This window comes from Actinomadura sp. 3N407, from assembly GCF_052245875.1.
In the GTDB taxonomy this organism is placed as follows: domain Bacteria; phylum Actinomycetota; class Actinomycetes; order Streptosporangiales; family Streptosporangiaceae; genus Spirillospora.
Genome location: NZ_JBQQBP010000004.1, coordinates 465,246 through 484,726, shown reverse-complemented (window position 1 = coordinate 484,726; position 19,481 = coordinate 465,246). Strand labels below are relative to the sequence as shown.

16 protein-coding genes are annotated in these 19,481 nt (G+C 72.3%); 7 read left to right on the top strand and 9 right to left on the bottom strand.

From position 1 onward, the window contains the following. Window positions 1-58: 58 nt before the first annotated feature. Window positions 59-757 (top strand): DUF4328 domain-containing protein, encoded by a 699-nt coding sequence (locus ACTWPP_RS12855; RefSeq protein ID WP_443104431.1) that lies wholly within the window; start codon window positions 59-61, stop codon window positions 755-757. Here ACTWPP_RS12855 and ACTWPP_RS12850 read toward each other — a convergent pair. The 3 genes from ACTWPP_RS12850 to ACTWPP_RS12840 all read right to left on the bottom strand — a co-directional run bounded on the left by ACTWPP_RS12850 (window position 737) and on the right by ACTWPP_RS12840 (window position 4,750). After that, window positions 737-4,093: a DNA polymerase III subunit alpha gene (locus tag ACTWPP_RS12850; protein ID WP_443104430.1), complete on the bottom strand. Its 3,357-nt coding sequence runs from the start codon at window positions 4,091-4,093 to the stop codon at window positions 737-739. The two genes, ACTWPP_RS12855 and ACTWPP_RS12850, sit on opposite strands and share 21 nt — an antisense overlap. Window position 4,094: 1 nt before the next feature. Continuing rightward, the gene (locus ACTWPP_RS12845; RefSeq protein WP_358465365.1) at window positions 4,095-4,370 is read right to left on the bottom strand and encodes a DUF6504 family protein; all 276 of its coding nucleotides are present in this window, start codon (window positions 4,368-4,370) and stop codon (window positions 4,095-4,097) included. Between the two features lie 107 nt (window positions 4,371-4,477). Further along, on the bottom strand, window positions 4,478-4,750 hold the full coding sequence (locus ACTWPP_RS12840) for a hypothetical protein (RefSeq protein WP_443104429.1): 273 nt from the start codon (window positions 4,748-4,750) through the stop codon (window positions 4,478-4,480). Between the two features lie 320 nt (window positions 4,751-5,070). Between ACTWPP_RS12840 and ACTWPP_RS12835 the strand changes: the two genes are divergently transcribed. From ACTWPP_RS12835 to ACTWPP_RS12820, 4 genes are all read left to right on the top strand, one after another. Further along, complete coding sequence (locus tag ACTWPP_RS12835) at window positions 5,071-5,745, top strand: TetR family transcriptional regulator (protein WP_443104428.1); 675 nt, start codon at window positions 5,071-5,073, stop codon at window positions 5,743-5,745. Window positions 5,746-5,818: 73 nt separating this feature from the next. After that, complete coding sequence (locus ACTWPP_RS12830; protein ID WP_443104427.1) at window positions 5,819-6,781, top strand: quinone oxidoreductase family protein; 963 nt, start codon at window positions 5,819-5,821, stop codon at window positions 6,779-6,781. Between the two features lie 73 nt (window positions 6,782-6,854). Beyond that, window positions 6,855-8,336 carry a DUF4389 domain-containing protein gene (locus ACTWPP_RS12825; RefSeq protein WP_443104426.1) on the top strand — a complete coding sequence of 494 codons (1,482 nt, stop codon included), beginning with the start codon at window positions 6,855-6,857 and terminating at the stop codon, window positions 8,334-8,336. Window positions 8,337-8,484: 148 nt separating this feature from the next. Next, on the top strand, window positions 8,485-10,221 hold the full coding sequence (locus ACTWPP_RS12820) for a serine/threonine-protein kinase (RefSeq protein WP_443104425.1): 1,737 nt from the start codon (window positions 8,485-8,487) through the stop codon (window positions 10,219-10,221). Here the strand turns inward: ACTWPP_RS12820 and ACTWPP_RS12815 are convergent. Then, a complete protein-coding gene (locus ACTWPP_RS12815) occupies window positions 10,218-11,207 on the bottom strand; it encodes an alpha/beta hydrolase (RefSeq protein WP_443104424.1) in 990 nt (329 codons plus the stop codon). The genes ACTWPP_RS12820 and ACTWPP_RS12815 overlap by 4 nt on opposite strands. A gap of 132 nt (window positions 11,208-11,339) precedes the next feature. On the opposite strand from ACTWPP_RS12815, the gene ACTWPP_RS12810 reads away from it, so the two are divergent. Continuing rightward, window positions 11,340-13,127 carry a protein kinase domain-containing protein gene (locus ACTWPP_RS12810; RefSeq protein ID WP_443104423.1) on the top strand — a complete coding sequence of 596 codons (1,788 nt, stop codon included), beginning with the start codon at window positions 11,340-11,342 and terminating at the stop codon, window positions 13,125-13,127. A 7-nt stretch (window positions 13,128-13,134) separates the two neighbouring features. Here ACTWPP_RS12810 and ACTWPP_RS12805 read toward each other — a convergent pair whose 3' ends face one another. Beyond that, window positions 13,135-13,770, bottom strand: coding sequence for a LysE family translocator (locus tag ACTWPP_RS12805; RefSeq protein WP_443104422.1), 636 nt, complete (start codon window positions 13,768-13,770; stop codon window positions 13,135-13,137). A gap of 182 nt (window positions 13,771-13,952) precedes the next feature. Here ACTWPP_RS12805 and ACTWPP_RS12800 point away from each other — a divergent pair, with 182 nt between their 5' ends. Continuing rightward, entirely contained in the window at window positions 13,953-15,491 is a 1,539-nt protein-coding gene (locus ACTWPP_RS12800; RefSeq protein ID WP_443104421.1) for an ArnT family glycosyltransferase, read from the top strand. 34 nt (window positions 15,492-15,525) lie between these two features. Here ACTWPP_RS12800 and ACTWPP_RS12795 read toward each other — a convergent pair whose 3' ends face one another. From ACTWPP_RS12795 to ACTWPP_RS12780, 4 genes are read right to left on the bottom strand one after another with little or no spacing between them, the layout of a single operon-like run. Then, entirely contained in the window at window positions 15,526-16,170 is a 645-nt protein-coding gene (locus tag ACTWPP_RS12795; RefSeq protein ID WP_443104420.1) for a DUF1444 family protein, read from the bottom strand. Between the two features lie 47 nt (window positions 16,171-16,217). Further along, the gene (locus tag ACTWPP_RS12790) at window positions 16,218-17,747 is read right to left on the bottom strand and encodes a cobyric acid synthase (RefSeq protein ID WP_443104419.1); all 1,530 of its coding nucleotides are present in this window, start codon (window positions 17,745-17,747) and stop codon (window positions 16,218-16,220) included. After that, a complete protein-coding gene (locus ACTWPP_RS12785; protein WP_443104574.1) occupies window positions 17,744-18,640 on the bottom strand; it encodes a cobalamin biosynthesis protein in 897 nt (298 codons plus the stop codon). Before ACTWPP_RS12785 ends, ACTWPP_RS12790 begins: the two co-directional genes overlap by 4 nt. Continuing rightward, a complete protein-coding gene (locus tag ACTWPP_RS12780) occupies window positions 18,624-19,415 on the bottom strand; it encodes a phosphotransferase enzyme family protein (protein ID WP_443104418.1) in 792 nt (263 codons plus the stop codon). Before ACTWPP_RS12780 ends, ACTWPP_RS12785 begins: the two co-directional genes overlap by 17 nt. Window positions 19,416-19,481 lie beyond the last annotated feature (66 nt).

Sequence of the window (19,481 nt, the reverse complement as noted above, 5' to 3'; positions counted from 1 at the left end):
AAGTCAAACGTACGTAGTATCCAATGCAGCGAACCGCAAAACCCGTCGGAGGTGAATCATGCCGTGTGCGTTGTGCGGCGACATCATCCCGACCGAGGTCGACCGGTGCCCGGCATGCGGCGCGTGGGCGCGGCGCCGCGACTTCCGCGCCGTCGGCGTCGCCGTTTTCATGCTCCTCGGGTTCAACGCGTTCGTCGCCCTCGGCTCCGGAATCAGCCTGCTGCGCTTCTCCGACCCGCTCCGCAACGCCACGCACGGCACCTATGACGCGAAGGCCACCGGCGAAGCCCTCGCGCCCTACGCGGACGTGTTCACGATCAGCGCCATCATGGCCGCCGTCACCGGCGTGCTGTACCTCACCTGGCTTTGGCGCGCCTACCGGCAGTCGCCGGGCCCGCACCAGTACCACCGGGCCTGGGTCCTCCTCGGCTGGTTCTGCCCGATCGTCAACCTGTGGCTCCCCCCGCGGATGGTCTACGAGGTCTGGGTGAACAGTGGCCGGTACCGGACGACCGAACGCCAGGCCGCCGGGCTCGTCGTCGCCGGCTGGTGGGCCTGCGCCCTCCTCGGCATCGTGCTCGCCTACGCGTTCACCCACGGCAGCGTCGACACCCTCGCCGACGCCCGCTTCGACGTCCACGTCGGCGTCGCCGCCGCCGCCCTCCAGGCCCTCGCCGCCGCCCTCTCCATGGCCACCGTCTTCCAGATCACCAGGCTCCAGATCGCCCCGGGAGAGCTAGCGCGGGGCCGGGCCTGAGCTGCCCTGGCTGGTGTGCCAGAGAGCGGCCCTCGGTGGACGTTTGACCGCCGGGCCGGCGTGGCCGATGTCCGAGTACGGGGACATCGCGAACCCCGTGGGGTGGACGACGCGGTCGCCGACCGGCCGGCCCCGCGGGGCGGGGGCCGCCATGGCGGCGCGGAGGGCGTCCGGGCCTCCCCGGCGCCACTCCCCGTGCAGGGTGTTCAGGTCCCAGCAGGCGTAGGCGGTGATCGAGACGGCGCGGTCCCCGGCGCGGCGGACGCGGCCGCGCGCGACCAGGAGCCAGGAGCCGAAGACGGTGGCGGCGCACCTGTCCTGCACCGACTCGAAGAACGTGAGGTCGATGGGGCCGGTCGCGTCGTCAAGTGTGGCGAAGATGACGCGCTGCCCCGACCTGACCGCCGGGGTCTGCGTGGCGACCTTGACGCCGGCGACCAGGACCTCGCTTCCGTCGGGACGTCCCGGGAGGTCGGCGGCGCGGACGACGCCGAGGCCGGCGAGCAGACCGTCGTAGAAGGTCATGACGTGGCGGCTGACGTCCATGCCGAGGATGTCCAGTTCCGCCTCGACGATCTCGGCGGGCGTCATCGGGGGAAGCTCGCCCGCCGGGATGTCCTCGGTGAGCTGGAGTTCCAGGGCGCCGTCGCCGTCCTCGTGGCCCAGGGGCAGCTGGCCTTCGACGACGGGGGCGCGGGCGGTGCCGCGGTTCAGGGCGCCCACGCGGCAGAGCAGGTCGCGGCGCGCGACCTCCTCCCCGTCGTAGACGCCGTCGAACGCCCCGGCCAGGACGAGGCGCTCGGCGGTCGGGCGGGAGACCCTGGCGCGGCGCCAGAAGTCGGTCAGCGACGCGTAGGGCCGTTCGGTGACGATCGCGGTGATCTCGGCGTCGTTGATGCCTCTGACCTCGCTCAGCGCGACGCGGATACCGGCCGGGCCGCCCTCGGAGACGGGTTCGACATGCCAGTCCACGGCGGAGCGGTTGACGTCCAGGGGAAGGATCGGGACGCCGAAGTGCCGCGCGTCGTCCAGGATGACCCGCTTGGGGTACATGCCGGGGTCGTGGGTGAGGACGCCCGCATAGAACGCGGCCGTGTGGTGGCGTTTCAGCCAGGCGGACTGGTAGGTGGGCAGCGCGAACGACGCGGCGTGGGCCTTGCAGAAGCCGAACGCGCCGAACGCGGTCAGCATCCGCCAGACCCGTTCGACGGTCGGCTCGTCATAGCCCCGGGCGAGGGCGCGTTCACGGAACCAGGCGCCGACCACGGCCTGCCCGCGCTCGTGGTTCAGGCTCCGCCGCGCCGCCTCCGCCTTCGACAGGCCGCAGCCGGTCATCACGTCGAACACGCGCAGCACCTGCTCGTGGAAGACGACCACGCCGAGGCTCTCCCGCAGCACCGGCTCAAGGTCGGGATGCGGGTACGCGGGCTCCCTGGTCCCGGCGCGCGACTCCAGGAAAGGCGACACCATGTCGGAGTTGACCGGGCCCGGGCGGAACAGCGAGATGTCGATGACCAGGTCGTCCAGGTCGCGCGGCTGGAGCTTGCCGATCAGCTCCCGCTGGCCGGGCGACTCGATCTGGAAGCAGCCGAGCGTCCGGGACGTGCGGACCATCTCGTAGGTCGCGGGATCGTCGCGCGGGACGTCCTCCAGCGTGATCCGCTCCCCCGACACCCGCGCGACCTCCGCCACCGCGTGCGCCATCGCCGACTGCATCCGGACGCCGATGACGTCGAGCTTGAGCAGGCCCATCGTCTCGACGTCGTCCTTGTCGAACTGGCTCATCGGGAACCCGGCGGCGGCCTGCTCGACCGGCGTCCGGTCCCGCAGCCCCGGATCGGACAGCAGGACGCCGCACGGGTGCATGGCGATGTGCCGGGGAAGCCCGTCCAGGCGTTCGGCGATCCGGAACAGCACCTCCAGGCGCCCGGCCGCCAGGTTGCTCTGCCGCAGCTCGGGCAGGTCGTCCAGCGCCGCGCGGATCTGGTTCGCCCTGATCTGCGGGAACGCCTTGGCGATCGCGTCGATCTCCAGCGGCGGGAGCCCGACGGCGTTGCCGACGTCGCGGATCGCGCTGCGCGCCCGGTAGGTCTCCATCATCGACACGCACGCCGTGCTCTCCGCCCCGAACCGGTCGAACAGCGCCTCGTACGCCTCGAGCCGGCGGGCGGACTCCACGTCGAGGTCGATGTCGGGCAGCCCCTCGCGGCTGTCGGCGAGGAACCGCTCCATGACCAGGTCGTGCCGCAGCGGGTCGAGGTCGCCGATCCCGAGCAGGTAGTTGACCAGGCTGCCGGCGCCGGAGCCGCGGATCGCGCAACGGATGCCGCGCGACCTGATCAGCGCGGCGGCGTCGGCGACCGTGAGGAAGTAGGAGGCCAGCCCCTTGCGGGCGATCACGCCGAGTTCGTCGTCGAGCCGGGCGGCGGCCTTGCGCGATCCGCCGAGCCCGCGCCGCGTCATTCCGGCCGCGCAGCGGGCGACGAGCCGCGCGTGCGGGTCGCCGCCGACGGCCGGCAGGTGCACGTCGTCCATGCCGAGGTCGCGGCCCGGGTCCAGGACGCAGCGTTCGGAGAGCCGGCGTGTGGCGCTCAGCAGCACGTCCGCCTCGTCCGGGCCGCAGCTCAGCTCCGCGACACGGCGCATCTCGGGGATCGACTTCAGGTAGGCGTGCCCGGTCCGGTCGTCGAGATGCCTCCGGTCCAGCGGGACGAGGCGGCGCGTCACGTCCAGCACCTGCGCGACCGGGTGGTCGGCCGGCTCCAGGTACCGGACGGCGTTGCCCAGCACGGCGGGGACCCCGGCCTCGCGGGCGAGCGCGAGCATCCGTGCCGCCCGGTGCCCCTCGCCCCGGTCATGGTGGTCGACGATCTCGACGGCGGTCTCGGCGGTGGCGCGCCACGCGCCGAGCAGCCGCGCCGCCACGTCGGGCCGCCGCCCGGTGATGGCGCGGCCCACGTCCGACCACGGCCCGAGCAGCACGATGAGGCCCTCGGCGTGCGCACCGACCATCTGCCGTGTCACCAGCGGGTTGCCGCGTTCGCCGGCCGCGTGCGCCGCCGTCACCAGCCGGCAGAGCGACCGCCACCCGGCCCGCCCCTCGGCGAGCACGACGATCCGTTCCTCACCCGTGGAGGCGACCTTGAGGTCGGCGCCGACGACGGCCCCGATCCCCGCGTCGTGACATGACCGAACGTGACGGACCGCGCCGTACAGGCCGTCACGGTCGGTCAGCGCGAGCGTCTCCATGCCGAGGCCCGCCGCGCGCTCGGCGAGCGCTGCGGGCGGCGCGACCCCGTACCGCAGTGAATACCCCGAAGCGACATGAATGTGCACGTCAGTCCCATACCCGGGAAAGCAGCCAGCTGTCAGCGGCCACGTCGAAACGCAGCTCGTAGACGCCGATCTCCCTGTCCGGGGTCGCCTCGACCCGCCAGAACTCCCGCTCGCCGGTGGCCTCGCCGTCGGGCTGCTGCTCCCGCCACCAGTCACGGGTCGTGACCCAATGCTCCAGCACCCGCCGGACGGTGTAGAGCCGGTCACGCCAGACGAACCGGACAGGACGTCCATCGCTCACCCAGACGTCCACCGGGTCGCCGAACACGCGTGTCATCTGCCTCCCCCTCGCGCGCACCGCACGGGGGAAGAGCATGCGGATATTCGAACAAACGTTCGCACCCGAGTCTAGAGACCCCGGGGATGAGAGGGCAAGACGGAGGTCTACTCCAGCAGGTGGGTCAGGCGGTCGGCCACGTTGGGGGCCTCGGCCACGTCGGCCATGCCGCCGCCCGGCCAGAGGTAGTACCAGCCGTCACCGGACAGGGTCGCGACGACCATGATCTGGCGCCGGCTCCGCGGGCCCGTCACGCTCAGCAGGGACTCCTCGGGCCCGGCGAGCCGCCAGGACAGGCCCCGCGCCTCCACCTCTTTCGCGAGCACCGCGAGGTGACGCCGCCGCGCCTCGGCGATCTCCCGCCCACCGATTACAGACATCAGCCGCCTCAGCATGGTCCGAACCGCCGGGGAACCACCTTGGGCGATCATCCGGCGACAACTGGTGACCGAACCTCAGCATGACCCTAATCCCCGGGCTGCGCAGGGAAAATCCGGAGAGTGGGACGGGTCTTTCACGATCCTCCGGGGATGGTCCGCAAGCGGCGGCGCGACGCGCCGGGCGCATGTACGCCAATCACGGAGCCGGTTGCGTCCCGATGATGGAGATCCGGCGCGCATACGGAGGCCCTGTCCGTGATAGAAGCCTCTGTGAGCCGGGCGTCCAGTGCCCGCGTCAAGCGGATAGAAGGAGCGAGCCGATGAGCGCCGTCCCCGCCGGCGACCCGTCAGGCCCCACAGACGAGCGCGCCCCCGCGCCCGCTCTGGCCGGGCTCCGCGAGCGCAAGAAACAGCGGACCCGGTTCGCGCTCCTCGACGCGGCGCTGGAGCTGTTCCTGGCCCAGGGGTACGAGGAGACGACGATCGACGAGATCGTGGCGGCCGTGGACGTGTCACAGCGGACGTTCTTCCGCTACTTCGCCACCAAGGAGGACGTCGTCACGAGCTTCCTCGCCGAGCACGACGACGTCCTGACAGAGGCGCTGGCGACGCGTCCGCGCGGGGAACGGCCGTTCACCGCGCTGCTGGAGTCGCTGCGCGTGATGCTGCGGACGATCGCCGAAGGCGACCCGGCCGACGGCACCCGGTTCCGCCGCGTCCGGCAGGTGATCGAGGCGACGCCGTCGCTGATGGCGGCGCAGATGGCGCGGCACTCGGCGTCGGCGGAGACGCTGGCCGCCGAGATCGCGCGGCGCGAGGGCGTGGACCTTGAGCACGACCTGCGGCCGCGGATCGTCGTCGCGTTCTTCCTCGCGGCGGTCAAGGTCGCGTTCGAGGACTGCGCCCGGCACGATATCTGGGACGCCGGGACCGTCGCGTCCCGCGTGGAGGAGGCCGTCGCGCTGGTCGCCCAGACGATGCGCGACTGGATTTGAACACTCCGGCGGAGGAATGTCCGTCGGCGACGCCGGGTTTCCGAGGTCGGCATCCGACCGGCAGGAGGACGACATGCGCGCGATCGTCACAACCGAGAACGGCGGCCCCGAGGTCCTGGCGGCCGGGGAGCGTCCCGACCCGGAACCGGGCCCCGGGGAGGTGCTGATCGACGTGGCGGCGGCGGGCGTCAACTTCATCGACGTGTACTTCCGGACGGGCGCCTACCCGCAGAGTCTCCCGTACACGCCGGGCGTGGAGGCGGCGGGGACGGTCGCGGCGGCCGGGGACGGCGTCACCGAGTTCTCGGTGGGTGACCGCGTGGCCTGGGCCAACGTGCAGGGCGCCTACGCGGAGCGGGCCGTCGTCCCGGCGGACAAGGTCGTCCCCGTCCCCCGCGGCGTCGGGCTGGAGGACGCGGCGGCGTCGCTGCTGCAGGGCATGACCGCGCACTACCTGACGCGGTCGACCTATCCGATCCAGGCGGGCGACACCGTCCTGGTCCACGCGGCGGCGGGCGGGATGGGGCTGCTGCTCACCCAGGCGGCCAAGGCCCTCGGCGCCAGGGTCGTCGGGACGGCCTCCACGCCGGAGAAGGAACAGCTCGCCAAGGACGCGGGCGCGGACGTCACGATGGGCTACGACGGTTTCCCCGAAAAGGTGCGGGAGCTGACCGGCGGCGAAGGCGTCGCGGCCGTGTACGACGGTGTCGGGGCGCCCACGTTCGACGGGAGCCTGGCGAGCCTGCGCCGGCGCGGCGTCCTCGCGCTGTACGGGGCGGCCGGCGGGAAGGTGCCGCCGTTCGACCCGCAGCGGCTCAACGCCGCCGGATCGGTGTACCTCACGCGCCCGTCGCTCGCCCATTTCACCGAGGTCCGCGAGGAGCTGCTGGAACGCGCCGCCGCGATCTACGGGTGGGTGGAGTCGGGTGCCGTGCGGCTCCATGTCGGGCACCGCTACGACCTCGCCGAGGCCGGTGCCGCGCACGCCGACCTGGAGGCGAGGCGGAGCACGGGCAAGCTCCTGCTGATCCCCTGACCGGCGCGCCGGTGATGCCCCGCTCCCTTAGGGTGGGCACGGAGAGACGATCTTCCGAGGAGCGCCGCCCCCCATGACGACGACCGCCGCCGGACCGCTGGAGCAGGACGAACCCCGCGTCCTCGGGCCCTACCGCCTGCTCGGACGCCTGGGCCGCGGCGGGATGGGCACCGTCTACCTCGGCGCCGAGCCCGACGGGCGCCGGGTCGCGGTGAAGGTCGTCAACCGGGAGCTGGCCGGGGAACCGGACTTCCTCGACCGGTTCCGCCGGGAGGTGACCGCCGCGCGGCGCGTCCACCGGTTCTGCACCGCGCCCGTCCTGGACGCCGAACTCGACCAGGACCCGCCCTACATCGTCACCGAGTACATCGACGGGCCGAGCCTGGAGAAGGCCGTCCGGGACAAGGGGCCGCTGCCCGGCTCCGACCTGGAGGGCCTCGCGGTCGGCGTCGCCACCGCCCTCGCCGCCATCCACGGCGCCGGCATCGTCCACCGCGACCTCAAACCCGCCAACGTGCTGCTGTCGTCCACCGGCCCCCGCGTCATCGACTTCGGCATCGCCCGCGCCCTGGACGCCCCCGGCGGCCCCACCCGCACCGGCCAGTTCGTCGGGACGCCGTCCTACATCGCGCCGGAGGTGCTGCGGGGCGAACCCGTCGAACAGGCGTCGGACGTGTTCTCGTGGGGCTGCGTCGTCGCCTACGCCGGGACGGGACGCCCCCCGTTCCAGGGCAGGACGGTGGCCGAGACGTTCCAGCGCATCGGCAGCGAGGAGCCGGACCTCACCGGCCTCGACCCGCGGCTGCGTGAGATCGCCGCCGCCGCGCTCGGCAAGGACCCGCGCGGCCGGCCCACCGCACGGCAGCTCCTCACCCGGCTCGTCGGGCAGGAGAAGGCCGACCCGGAACGCGCCGCGGAGACGATCTCGGCGGCCTGGCGGCGGCCGGACCCGGCCCCGGACCCAGGCCCGGAGGGCGTGTCGGGGGCAGGCCCGGAGGGCGTGTCGGGGGCAGGCCCGGAGGGCGTGTCGGGGGCCGGCCCGGAGGGCGTGTCGGGGGCCGGCCCGGAAGCAACCTCGGCGGCCGGTCCGGAGGCCGCGGCGAACGGCGAGCACCCGGCGGCCGCGGCGAACGCGGAGGTCCCGCGGCCGCGACCCGTCCCCGAGGCGGACGAGCCCGCACCCGCCGCCCCGCCCGCTCCCCGGGACCACGCCCGGCGCGAACCGGCCGCGCCCGGCGCGGACGAGCAGACCGTCGTGGTCGACCTGCCCTTCCCCGCGGCGTGGCGGGGGCCGCGGCGCTGGTTCACCCTCCTGCGGGGTCTGCTGGTGATCCCGCACCTGGTCGTGATGCTGGTCATGTACACGGCGCTGGTGGTCGTGATGCTGCTCAGCTGGTTCGTCATCCCGTTCACCGGCCGCTATCCCCGCGCGCTCTACAGGCTCGTCGTGGGCTGCCAGCGCTGGTCCGGCCGGGTCGTGGCGTACGCGTTCGGCCTCACCGGCGAGAAACTGCCGCCGTTCCGGACTCTCCCGCGGGCGCGCCGAACGCGCTGACGGCTTCGCGCGTCCACCGCCCTCCAGCCACCGTCCTCCAGCCCCCACCCGCCACCATCCAAAGGACGAGCTTCGCGCGTCCAAATTATTGTGGGCCGCTAGGGTTCTACGGAAAGACTCCCGATTTCCCGTCCAGTTCAGGATCACGATGACCACGCACGCAGGAGAGAACGGCGAGGCCCTGCGCCCGGAGGACCCCCGGGAACTCGGCCCCTACCGGCTGGTCGGGCGGCTCGGCCGCGGCGGCATGGGGACGGTCTACCTGGGTGAGGACAGCACGGGACGCCGCGTCGCCGTCAAGGTGATCAACCGGGAACTCGCCGGGGAGACCACCTTCCGGGACCGGTTCCGGCGCGAGGTCACCGCCGCCCGGCAGGTCCGCCGGTTCTGCACCGCGCCGGTGATGGACGCCGAACTGGACACCGACCCCCTGTACGTCGTCACCGAGTACATCGAGGGCCCCAGCCTGGAGAGCGCCGTCGCCGAACGCGGCCCGCTGCCCGGCTCCGACCTGGAGGGCCTCGCGGTCGGCGTCGCCACCGCCCTCGCCGCCATCCACGGCGCCGGCATCGTCCACCGCGACCTCAAACCCGCCAACGTGCTGCTGTCGTCCACCGGCCCCCGCGTCATCGACTTCGGCATCGCCCGCGCCCTGGACGCCGCCGACGGCCCCACCCGCACCGGCCAGTTCGTCGGGACCCCGAACTACCTGCCGCCCGAACTGCTGCGCGGCGAACAGGTGACGCCCGCGTCCGACGTGTTCTCGTGGGGCTGCGTCGTCGCCTACGCCGGGACGGGCAGCCCGCCGTTCGCGGGCAACACCGTCCCGGAGATCTTCTACCGGGTCGCGCACGACGAGCCGAAGCTCGACCGGCTGGACCCGGGCCTGCGCGACATCGTCGCCGCCGCGCTCGACAAGGACCCGCGCAACCGCCCGTCCGTCCAGGATCTGCTCGCGCGGCTCGTCGGCAACGGCACGACCGACCCGGCGACGCTCGCCGAGACCGTGCAGGCCGGCTGGCACGGCCCCGCGGCCGACCCGACCGTGCAGGCGCGGACCGGCCAGGCCGCCTTCACTCCCCCGGCGGCCCCACCGGGCGCCGACACCACGCGCCGCGACGGCGCCCGTCCCGGCGGCTCCGGCTCCGGCTCCGGTCCCGGCTCCGGCAGGACGGCGGGGCTCCCCCGCCCCCCGCTGATGATCGGCGCCGCGGTCGCCGCCGCGCTGGCCGTGCTCACCGTGGTCGGTTTCACCCTGCTGCGGCCGAGCGGCCCGCCCGACGACCTGGCCACCGCGTTCAGCGACGCGTTCTCCAACACCGACTCCGGCTGGGGCGACAGCTACGACGGCAAGTACGGCTACGGGCAGGGCAAGTACCGGATGAAGACCGACAAGTTCAACGGCGCGGTCGCGCGCTGGGTGCCCAAGGACAAGGTGGAGGACTTCCCCGACCCGATGCTCACGACCGTCACGGTGACGGTCGACCAGGGCTCCCCTGACAGCATGTTCGGCATCCTCTGCCGGGCCAACGACGACGGCAAGAAGCAGTACATGTTCCTCGTCCGCAACGACGGCAAGGGCGCGGTGCTCCGCAAGGTCAACGGGAACCTCGGCACCAAGGAACTCGCCAACCCGGACTCGGTCCCCGGTTTCGACGCCGAGGGTCCGAACAAGGTGCAGGTCGCCTGCGAGGGTCAGGAGAGGGAGGCGCCGCAGGTCCGGCTGCGGCTCTGGGTGAACGGCGAGCAGGTCCTCGACACGACCGACACCGACCAGCCGCTCCCCAACGGCTGGGTCGGGTTGCAGATCATGCGGGGCGGCAACGCGGCCCAGCAGATCGTCGCCGACTTCGACGACTTCGACATGTCGAAGATCCTCGGCTAGCCGCCCGCCGGCCGTCCGCGGGCGGGCAGGTAGCCGTTCGTCCAGCGGGTCAGCTCCTCGAAGACCCGGGTGCGGGCGGGCTCGGCCGACAGCACCAGGTCGTGCAGGCCGCCGTCGATCCGGACGAGCGTCACATGCCGCCCGATCCTGGGCGCCCACCGCGCCATGTGCTCGACGTCCAGGACGGCGTCGGCTCCGGTCACGTCCAGCACTTTGCGGGTGGGACGGACACTGCGCGTCGACGCCATGACCAGCACCGGGACGTCGACGTCCAGGCCCTTGTGCAGCCGGAGCTGGCCGCGGCGCACGGCCGCCAGCCACGCCGCCCGCACCGGGAACCCGAGGATCGGCTTCCACTCCAGGTCGAATTCCCACTCGCCCTCGTGGTCTCGGTGGATGCTCCGCGGATACCGGTCCGACACGCCCGCCGGCAGCTTCGCCTTCGGGAACCGGGGCCGCAGCACCCGCGCGAGCCCGGCGCCGGCCTTGCGCATCACGAGCGGCTCGGCGATGTCGAGGAACGGGCTGTTCAGGAACACCGCGTCGACCAGGCCCTCGCCCTTCGCCTTGTCGGCCCACAGGGCGGCGATCAGGCCGCCGGTCGAGTGGCCGTTCAGCAGGAGCGTGTCATGCCCGTCGACGTCCCGGACGATCCGGACGGCCTCGTCGATCTCCGGAAAGTAGTCCGACAGGCTCTCGACATAGTTCGGGGTCTGGTGCGGGCGCAGCGACCGACCGCACTTGCGCAGGTCGAGCGCGTAGAAGTCGAAGCCGAGCTCGACGTAGAAGTCGGCCAGATGCTTCTGGAAGAAGTAGTCGATGAACCCATGCAGATACAGGACCGCCCTGCGGGACCGGCCGGTGGCAGCGGGCACGGTGCCTTTTCGCCGCACGAGCGTCGCCACGACCTCGCCCTCGGCGTCCGTGCCCATCGGCAGCTCGATCGCCTCGTACCCGGGGCCGAGCACGTCCACCGTCACGTCCACGTTTTCCTCCCGAACCCGCCCGTCGATACCGGCATCTAAGCGTATGGGCGAGACGTTCACGGCCGCACGCGGGAACGAACCGGCCTTGTTCCGACGTCAGACAACAAGACCCTCCGGCTCCGGGAGACCCCCATGCAGGCCCCCCTTCGTGACCGTGATCCGCGGCAGCTCGGCCCGTACCGGCTGCTCGGACGGCTCGGCCGCGGCGGGATGGGCACGGTCTTCCTCGGCGAGGACGAATCCGGCCGGCAGGTTGCGGTCAAGGTCATCAACGCGGAGCTGGCCGACGACGAGGCGTTCCACGAGCGGTTCCGCAGCGAGGTGACGGCGGCGCGGCAGGTCCGCCGGTTCTGTACCGCGGCGGTGCTGGACGCCCGGCTGGACGGCGACCCGCTGTACGTGGTCACCGAGTACGTCACCGGCCCGGCGCTGGACGCGGCCGTCAAGGAGGGCGGGCCGCTGCGCGGCGGCGACCTGGAGGCCCTCGCGGTCAACATCGCGACCGCGCTGAGCGCGATCCACCGCGCCGGGATCGTGCACCGCGACCTGAAGCCGTCCAACGTGCTGCTGTCCCCGGCCGGCCCGCGCGTGATCGACTTCGGTATCGCCCGCGCCCTGGACGCCCCGGACGGGCCGACCCGGACCGGCCAGTTCATCGGCACCCCCGCCTACATGGCGCCGGAGCTGATGCACGGCGAGGAGATCACGCCCGCAGCGGACGTGTTCTCCTGGGGCTGCGTCGTCGCGTACGCGGGCACGGGACGCGCCCCGTTCGGCGGCGGCACGCTCCCGGAGACGATCAACCGGGTGACGGGCGGCGAACCCGACCTGGACGGGCTCGGCGACCCGGCGCTGCGCGCCATCGTCGCCCGGTCGCTGGCGAAGGACCCCGCCGAACGTCCCGCGGTCAAGCAGCTCATCCAGGCGCTGACCGGCGAGGAGGAACCGCCGTCGACACCGCCCACCGTCGCGCTGCCGGCCGCCGCGCCGACGGTGTCGGAGGCGACGCCCGAACCGGTGCCGGAGGCACCGGAGGCCGCGGCGGTGCCCACCAGTGTCGAGTCCGTGCCGGCGACGCATCCGGTGGACGCGCCGGCGCCGCCCGCCGCAACGGCTTCGCGGATGCCGCCGCATGCGCAACCGCCGCCCACGATGCCGTCGTCGCTACCGCCGAAGTCGATGCCGCCGAAGCCGCCGCACCCGTGGCGGCGCCATGGCATGGCCGTCGGCGCCGTCGCGGCCGTCGTCGGGGTGTCCTCCGTGTTCGGCGTGCTGAACCTGACGTCCGACGATGGAGGCACCCCGGCCGGCTCCGAGACCACCCGGGCCGCCGCCGACCTCGGCGACCAGCCCCCGGAGGTCGACGACAAGATCTTCGACGACGACTTCGACGACGAGACCTCCGGCTGGAAGACGGCCGCCACGCCCATCTGGGACGCGTCCTACCGCGACCGCAAGTACGAGCTTCACGTCCTCCCCACGACGACCCGGACCACCGTCGACGCGCCCGTGGACGGCATCCCCGACTCGCAACTCATCGAGGTGAAGGTCGAGCACAAGGAGGGCGGAGGCGGCGAGGCGGGTGTCTACTGCCGCGGGCAGGGCACCGGCTTCGCGTTCCTCCTCCGCGAGGACGGGCGGGCCCGCATCGCCAAGATGGACGGTTTCACGCTGACGGACCTGGCGACCGGCACCGCCACCGACCTCCGCAGCAACGACGACCGGATCCAGGCCGCATGCGTGGAGGACGGGTCGAGCGTGGAACTCGGCATGTGGGTCAACGGCGAACACGTCACGAGCACCACCGCGGAGGCTCCCGCCGAAGACCCCGGACCCAGCGGGCTGATCGCGTACCGTCCCGAGGACGCCACCGGGCACCCCGAGGCGACGTTCGACGACTTCGCCCTCTGCTCGGTCTAGTCCCCGGCTACTCCTTGCGGCCGGTCGCGGCGACGGTGACGCCGAGGCCGATCATCATCAGCCCGCCGGTGCCGCCGATCGCCGCGAGGCGGCGCGGCGAGCGGGCGAACCAGGCACGGGCCGTCCCGGCGGCGATGCCCCACACGCTGTCGCACAGCAGCGCGATGATCGCGAAGATCAGCCCGAAGACCATCATCTGCAGGGCCGCATGACCGTGCCCCCGCACGACGAACTGCGGCAGGACCGCCGCGAAGAACACCGTCGTCTTCGGGTTGGTGAGGCCCACGATGAAGCCCTGCAGGAGAGCCCGGCCGCCGCGGCCCCCATCGTCACGGCCGACCGCCTCCTGAAGTGAGCGGCGATGCCGGACGGCCTGCACCCCGAGATAGACGATGTAGACCGCGCCAACGATCTTCAACGCCGTGAACACGACCGCGGAACGTTCCACGATCGAGCCGATCCCGACCGCGACGGCGGCGGTCAGCACCAGCACGGCCAGCACACCGCCGACGACGCCCGCGAGGGCGGTGCGGCGGCCGTGCGCCAGCGCCCGCCCGACGACGAACAGCACGGACGGGCCGGGGATCACGACGATGACCAACGCCATCGCGGAGAAGGCGAGCATCTGATGAGTCGACACCATGACCGCACGGTATGCCGCGGCCCCCCTCCCGTCCCACCGGTTTTCCGGCCCCCGGTTCCGACCACCGGTTTCCGACCACGGGTTTTGCGACCACGGGACGGTGCCCGGTCACGCCGGGCGGTGTCCGGCTGTGGACGAAACGAAGATCGTGACTCCGTCCGAACCTCGCATAAAGTTCGATCATGTCCGCCCCGGCCCCCGCGGCCTCCGATCCCGTCGAGACCACCCCCGCACCGGATCCCCCCGTCATCGCCTGGCGGCCCGTCCTGCTGATCGCCGGGGTGCTCGGCGTGGTGCTGCTCGCCGTCAGCGCCCGCTACGGCTACCACCGCGACGAGCTCTACTTCCGGGTCGCCGGACGGCACCCGATGTGGGGGTATCCGGACCAGCCGCCGCTGGTGCCACTGATCGGCCGGGCGGTCACCGCGCTGTTCGGCGACACGCTCGTCGCGCCGCGCGTCCTCTCCGCGCTCTTGTCCGCCGCCGGCGTGGTCGTCGCCGCGCTGACGGCCCGGGAGATGGGCGGCGCGCGGCGGGCGCAGCTCCTCACCGCCGGCGCGTACGCGGTGTGCCCCTTCTTCGTCGCCGCCGGCCACATCTTCTCCACCGCGACGCTCGATCTGCTGCTGTCGACGACGATCGTGTGGCTCGTCGTCAGATGGGTGCGGACCCGCGACCAGCGGCTGCTGCTCGCCGTCGGGGCCGCGTCCGCCCTGGCACTGAACGTCAAGTACCTGGCCGCGTTCCTGCTGGCCGCGCTCGTCGCGGGGCTGCTGATCTCGGGGCCGCGGGAGTTCCTGCGGCGTCCCATGCTCGCGGCCGCCGTGCTCGTCGTGGCCGCCGCGGCCTTCCCCGGGCTGATGTGGCAGGCCGACCACGACTGGCCGCAGCTCGACATGGCGGACGCGATCGCCGGCAACGGCGACTTCGCCGGACGCCCCGGGTTCATCCCGTTCCAGATCCTGCTGACGGGCGTCGTCCTGTCCTGGCTGTGGATCTACGGGCTGTGGCGGACGTACCGGTCCCCCGACCTGCGGCCGTTCCGGTTCCTCGGCCACGCGTACGTTCTGCTGACCGTCCTGTTCCTCGTCACCGCCGGGAAGCCGTACTACCTCAGCGGCCTCTGGGCGGCGCTGTTCGCGGCCGGGGCCGTCGAGATCGAGCGGAACGGCGCGCCGCGCGGCTGGGGCTGGGTGCCGACCGTGCCCGTCTACGTGATCACCGGCATCACGACCGCCCTGCTCACCCTGCCCGTCTACCCGGTGAAATGGCTGGCCGACACCCCGCAGCCCGTCATCAACGCCGACTCCGCCGAGACGGTCGGCTGGCCCCGGTTCGCCGCCCGGGTCGCGGAGGTCTACGGCTCGCTGCCGCCGGACGAGCGGTCCAAGGCGACGATCATCGTGAGCAACTACGGCGAGGCCGGGGCGCTCGACAAGTACGGGCCGGAACACGGCCTGCCCCGCGCCTACAGCGGGCACAACGGCTACTGGTACTTCGGACGTCCTCCGGACACCGGCGGCCCCGCGATCGTCGTCGGGCCCGAAACCGAAGCCGGCGCGCCCTACCTGCGGCGGTTCTGGACGGACGTGCGCGCCGTCAGCCGCATCGACAACGGCGTCGGCCTCGACAACCAGGAACAGGGCAAGCCGGTGTGGATCTGCCGCGGGCAGCGCGCCCCGTGGCCGGAGCTGTGGCCGCGGCTGAAGACCCTGTCATAACCCGCCCCCGGGGCGGTCCAGTGCGTCGGGCGGTTCAGTGCGTCAGGACGTCCCAGACGCCGCCGCGGCGCACCATCAGGTTGTGGGTGAGCAGGCTCCCGGCCGGCACGTCCCACGCCGGATCGCCGCCGCCGCCGTCGCCGCGGTCCTCGGCCCACACCTGCGCGACCGCCCAGCGGAGCTTGTCGACACCGTCCGGGTGACCGGTACCGGACGCGACGAACACGTCCCGCGCCGGAGCCGCCACGACGAGGTCGCCCTCCACGTCCTGCCCGAGCTTCTCCAGGAACCCGTCGTCCAGCAGCAGGCCCGACTCCAGGCTCCCCAGCCGCGCCGGCGCGCCCGTCCCGGACAGCGACACCGTCACGGCGCGCACGTCCGGGTACCAGCTGAGGCTCAGCTCGGGACGCAGATCACGCAGGTTGATCACCGCGCGGCGGCGCAGCTCACCGGGCGCCACGCCCAGCTCGGCGCAGTGCCGGCGCGCCACATGCTCGTAGCGGCGGCCTCCCGGGGCGGCCTCGTCGGCGATCTCCAGCGCGTAGCTCACATACAGGTCGCCGGCGAACGGGTCGCGGATCGGCTCCTCGTCCAGCGGCAGCGGAAACTCCAGCTGGACCTCGGCCGGCACCCGCGCCTTCATCAGCGGGACGATCAGACTGGACCGCGGGTCGGTCACGGGACGTTCCTCCTGATGCCTGTTTGCGGCCGGTGCCATCGAAGGGATCACCCTACCGTCGTGGCGGGGCCCGGCTCATCGGCACGCGCCTTCGGCGGCCCGCCCGGCGGGACGACGGAAAGGTTCCGCGGTGCCCCCTTCTCGATGATCCGCCACACGGCGTCGGTGTCCAGATGCTCCTCGACGAGGTCGCCGAGCGCGTCCAGTGTCGCCTCCCGCAGGCCCTCGAACGACACATCCGGGGCGGGCGTGAAATCGCGGCCGCCCTCCCTCGCCACATCCCGGAGAAAGGCGCGCCTGAACCCGTCGTTCTCCATTGCGCCATGCCAGGTCGTCCCCCAGACGGCCCCCCGCCGGCATCCGTCGAGGAATGGCTCCCCCCTTGCGACCACGGCGCCATGGTGGATTTCATAGCCGCGGACGTCTTCGCCGTAGGCACTCCCCCGTGGCCGCCCGAGCGTCTTCTCCAGCCCGAATTCGACCCGCGCGGGCAGCAGCCCGAGCCCCTCGACTCGTCCCGTCCCCGACTCGACGTGATCCACGATCTCTTCGGCGAGCATCTGATAGCCGCCGCAGATGCCGAGCACGGGCCGCCCCGCGCGGGCACGCCTGCTGATCTCGTCGGCCATCCCCCGCTCACGCAGCCACGCCAGATCACTCACCGTGGCCCGGGTCCCCGGCAGCACGACCAGATCGGCCTCCGCCAGATCCCCGGCGCTCGCCGCGTAACGGACGACGACACCCGGTTCGCAGGCCAGGGCGTCCAGATCCGTGAAATTCGAGATCCGCGGAAACCGCACCACGACGACCCTCAAGGTCTCGTTCCCGACCGGCGCCCTCGCGTCCGGCCGAGGCGCTTCCAACGCCAGAGTGTCCTCGGAATCCAGATACAGCCCGGCCTTCCACGGCAGCACACCCAGCGTCGGCCGCCCCGTGAGCGTCTCAAGCTGCTCAAGCCCCGGCTCCAGCAATTCCCTGGCGCCCCGGAACTTGTTGATGACGAACCCCGCGACCAGCGCCTGATCCGCGGGCTCCAGCAGCGCCACCGTCCCGTACAAGGACGCGAAAACACCACCCCGGTCGATGTCCCCCACCACGATGACCGGCAATTCCGCGGCCCGGGCGAGCCCCATGTTCACGATGTCGCCGGCCCGCAGGTTGATCTCGGCGGGGCTCCCTGCCCCCTCACAGACCACCACGTCGTACTCGTCCCGCAACTCCTCGAGACTCTCCCGCACGACGCCCCTGAGCCACTCCTTGTGCTCCCCGTACTGCAGCGCGTCGACCTCCGCCACAGGCCGTCCCAGCACCACGACCTGACTACGCCGATCACTGCCCGGCTTGAGCAGAACCGGATTCATCACGGCCCTCGGCTCGACCCCCGCCGCCTGCGCCTGCATGTACTGCGCCCGCCCGATCTCCGCCCCGTCACCGGTCACCATCGAATTCAGCGACATGTTCTGGGCCTTGAACGGCGCGACCTTCACGCCCTTTCTCGCGAGCCACCGGCACAACCCCGCCGTGACCACGCTCTTCCCCGCGTCCGACGTCGTCCCCGCGACAAGAAGCCCGCTCACCGCACACCCCAGATCACGGCCGCCGCCGCGAACGTCACCACCGCCGAAAGCCGCACGGCCCGCCCGATGTCCCGCACCTCCGGGGCCCTGCCGTCCCCCATCTCGGGACGCCGCTCGACCCGTCCCCCATACTCGTTGACGCCCCCGAGCCGCACTCCGAGCGCCCCGGCGAACGCGGCCTCACACCGTCCCGCATTGGGACTCGGATGCTTCTTCCCGTCCCGCAGAAACACCCGCCACGCAGTACGCCCGGAACAAACCGCGACCAAACCACCGGTCACCCGAGCCGGAACCCAATTCACGACATCATCCAGCCTCGCCGCGGCCCACCCGAACCGCTCATACCTCGGGTTCCGGTACCCGACCATCGCATCAAGCGTGTTGACGGCCCGATACATCAGCAACCCCGGAATACCCGCCGCGGCCCCCCACACCAGCGGAGCAACCGACGCATCCGACGTATTCTCCGCCACCGACTCGACAACGGCCCGCGCCAACCCGTCCGCATCGAGCTCACTCGGATCCCGCGCACACAAATGCGAGAGGCGCCCCCTCGCCGCTTCCAAATCCCCCCGCTCCAACACCCGGGCCATGACAAGCCCTTCACGCCCCAGCGACGTCCCCCCAAGCACGACCCACGTGACTCCGGCCGTCACCAAGGCATGCGCCACCCGTCCCCGGGCAACCGCCTCAAGCCCAACTCCGAGCGCCCCCGCACCCCCGACAAGAACCCCGGTGTGGACAACCCCGCGCCACCGCGAATCCCCGTACAAAGACCGCTCCACCACCGAAGCGACACGCCCGAACCCGGCCACCGGATGCCATTTCTTCGGATCCCCGAGAAACGCGTCCAACGCCACCCCGAGAACCAGGCCCTCACCAGAGACGCGCATCAAGTTCATCCCAGTACCGCTCCAGCCAGTCCTGCGCCCGCCGTATCCGCTGCCCGGCGCCGCCACGCCACATCCGTGCCCAAACCCCGCCGCCTTCCGCCCGAACCTGCATCGCCCGATACGACCGCTCGAACCTCACCCGAGCCGCCGGCAGCACCTCCCGCCGCTCCCGGGCGTCCAGCCCGTACGCATCACAGAAGACCCGCAGCCGCCGCCCCACATCGACCCGGTACAGCAACGCGTCCCGATCCGCCGGATCGGCGATCGGCCCCCAATGCCGCAACGCCGTCACCACATCGAACAACCGCGTCGTGGGCCGGGCCAAATCGAAATCGATCAACGCCACCGGCGTCCCGCCCCGGAAGACCACGTTCTCCGGCGTCACATCACAATGCCCGATGACCTCCGGCTCCCCGTCCAGGTTCGACGTCTCCCCGTCCCACGGCGCCCCCTCCGGCGCCTCATAGGACGCCGCCGCCTCGTGATACCGCCGCAGCAACCGCCCAACGCCCCGCAACGCCTCATCGGAGACCACGAAACCCGCCAGCGGCCGCCGCGGCACCTCCCCCGGCACCCAACTCAGAACCTCCCGGCCCCGCCCGTCCACGCCCAGCACCCGCGGCGCCCCGTCGAACGCCACCGCCTCCAGATGCCGCAGCAACCCGTGCACGGCCGGACTGTGCGCCCCGAGCGGCCTCCGCACCGTGTCCCCGACCCGCACCACGCCCTCCGACACGTCCCCACCGGAGAGCGGTACCTCAAAGTTCACCGCCACAGCACCCAAAGATAAGACCCCGACCGCCCGCTTCCGCACGGTAAGGCCGATATAGATGTGGAGCCG

Coding starts and splice junctions, on each gene's coding strand:
- ACTWPP_RS12805 (WP_443104422.1), bottom strand. CDS start 13,770: ATGGTGTCGACTCATCAGATGCTCGCCTTCTCCGCGATGGCGTTGGTC.
- ACTWPP_RS12845 (WP_358465365.1), bottom strand. CDS start 4,370: ATGACACGCGTGTTCGGCGACCCGGTGGACGTCTGGGTGAGCGATGGA.
- ACTWPP_RS12800 (WP_443104421.1), top strand. CDS start 13,953: ATGTCCGCCCCGGCCCCCGCGGCCTCCGATCCCGTCGAGACCACCCCC.
- ACTWPP_RS12810 (WP_443104423.1), top strand. CDS start 11,340: ATGCAGGCCCCCCTTCGTGACCGTGATCCGCGGCAGCTCGGCCCGTAC.
- ACTWPP_RS12855 (WP_443104431.1), top strand. CDS start 59: ATGCCGTGTGCGTTGTGCGGCGACATCATCCCGACCGAGGTCGACCGG.
- ACTWPP_RS12825 (WP_443104426.1), top strand. CDS start 6,855: ATGACGACGACCGCCGCCGGACCGCTGGAGCAGGACGAACCCCGCGTC.
- ACTWPP_RS12830 (WP_443104427.1), top strand. CDS start 5,819: ATGCGCGCGATCGTCACAACCGAGAACGGCGGCCCCGAGGTCCTGGCG.
- ACTWPP_RS12840 (WP_443104429.1), bottom strand. CDS start 4,750: ATGTCTGTAATCGGTGGGCGGGAGATCGCCGAGGCGCGGCGGCGTCAC.
- ACTWPP_RS12785 (WP_443104574.1), bottom strand. CDS start 18,640: ATGCGCGTCTCTGGTGAGGGCCTGGTTCTCGGGGTGGCGTTGGACGCG.
- ACTWPP_RS12820 (WP_443104425.1), top strand. CDS start 8,485: ATGACCACGCACGCAGGAGAGAACGGCGAGGCCCTGCGCCCGGAGGAC.
- ACTWPP_RS12835 (WP_443104428.1), top strand. CDS start 5,071: ATGAGCGCCGTCCCCGCCGGCGACCCGTCAGGCCCCACAGACGAGCGC.